This window comes from Anaerovibrio sp., from assembly GCF_045637405.1.
Classification (GTDB): domain Bacteria; phylum Bacillota; class Negativicutes; order Selenomonadales; family Selenomonadaceae; genus Anaerovibrio.
On the sequence record NZ_JAZTZI010000076.1, the window covers coordinates 1 to 1254 of the forward strand.

The following is a 1254-nucleotide window of genomic DNA, read 5'->3' on the forward strand; positions in this document are numbered from 1 at the left end:
AATAGGCCGGGATCGTAGTAGTGCCATTACCCCAATTATACTGGGCCGATACCACCGGATACTTGCTTTTTATATCATTTACCGCCCGGGTCAGCATCAACATGCCTACCTCATCTATTCCCGCCAAATTATGTACTTTAGTTGCCCCTAACTTTTGGGTAAACTCTTTAAGATGTCGGCTTTCCATATGGGTCTGGGACCAGGCAGCATTATCATCCCTGCCTAAGGCCAGACATTCAAAGACATTGTCCTTGGCTAACTTCAATAGTTCCTGATTTATCTTGAAATTCTTTTCCCGCCGACCGAACCAGTCTTTAACATATTCTTCCGGGATAAGCTCCTGTAAAAAGGCCTTTTCCTTTTCCTCAGACTTAGTCAGTTGTTTTACATCAGCCTTATCGGCCAAAACCGAATACCGGAATATATCCAAGCCATATTGCTTATAGTAGTCCGGTTCTTCCGTACCGGAGTGTTCCCCCGAGGCCGGAGTCCGCATAATGGAAGAAAATACATAAAGCTTGGCTTTGGGATAAGCTTTCTTGTATTTGGCAAATCTTTCCACCCGGGGCTTTAACTTGCTTTCCGAATACTTATGCTTTCTGGAACCAACTAAACTGCCATAAATCATACTATCAGCGGAAATGACCATAGCCCTTATTTCCGGATCAACATCTCTAACCGGAGCTTTGGATTTATTGGCCTTTATTTCTGCCTTGGTGGGCTTACGATAAACAGTGGAGTTTTCCTCCAGCCATTCCCACAGCTTATCTGAGTCCCCCATATTTTCCCGATTACCCAACAAATCTTCAGGAGGGACCACCACTTGATAGCACAGCTTTCTAATAGTATCAGCCGTCATCTCATCTGACACTGGCCGATTATCGTGGGGAATAAAAATTATCTTCCCCTTGGCAATACCATTATTATATAATTCCGCCTTATCTCCGGTATGACTCTTGGACGCAGCAAAAGCCTCAACTGACACCATAAGACACAGGAGACACATCAATAAAAAAATAATTTTTTTCATTATATTATCGCCTATTATCTACGCACTGCATTTATAATCATCTGTTTAATATCATCCGGTAAATCCAAATTCGTCTTGAAGGTAATATATCCCTCATGCGGTGTAGCCGATTCAATGCTGAACATATCCAGCAATCTGTGCCCATGAATGTAGGTATTGGCTAATTCGCCCTTTTCCAGGGCTGGGCGAAAATCCACAGTGATACGGTTGCCCTTTACCGTAGT

General features: G+C 43.2%; 1 protein-coding gene and 1 pseudogene. Both read right to left on the minus strand.

Features of this window, described 5'->3' with window-relative positions:
- On the minus strand, positions 1–1030 hold a 1030-nt coding region (locus ACKI5G_RS05530; protein WP_407398401.1), incomplete at its 3' end, for a DUF4127 family protein.
- Positions 1031–1044: 14 nt separating this feature from the next.
- Positions 1045–1254 (minus strand): annotated as a pseudogene (locus tag ACKI5G_RS05535) (hypothetical protein); the annotation flags it as partial.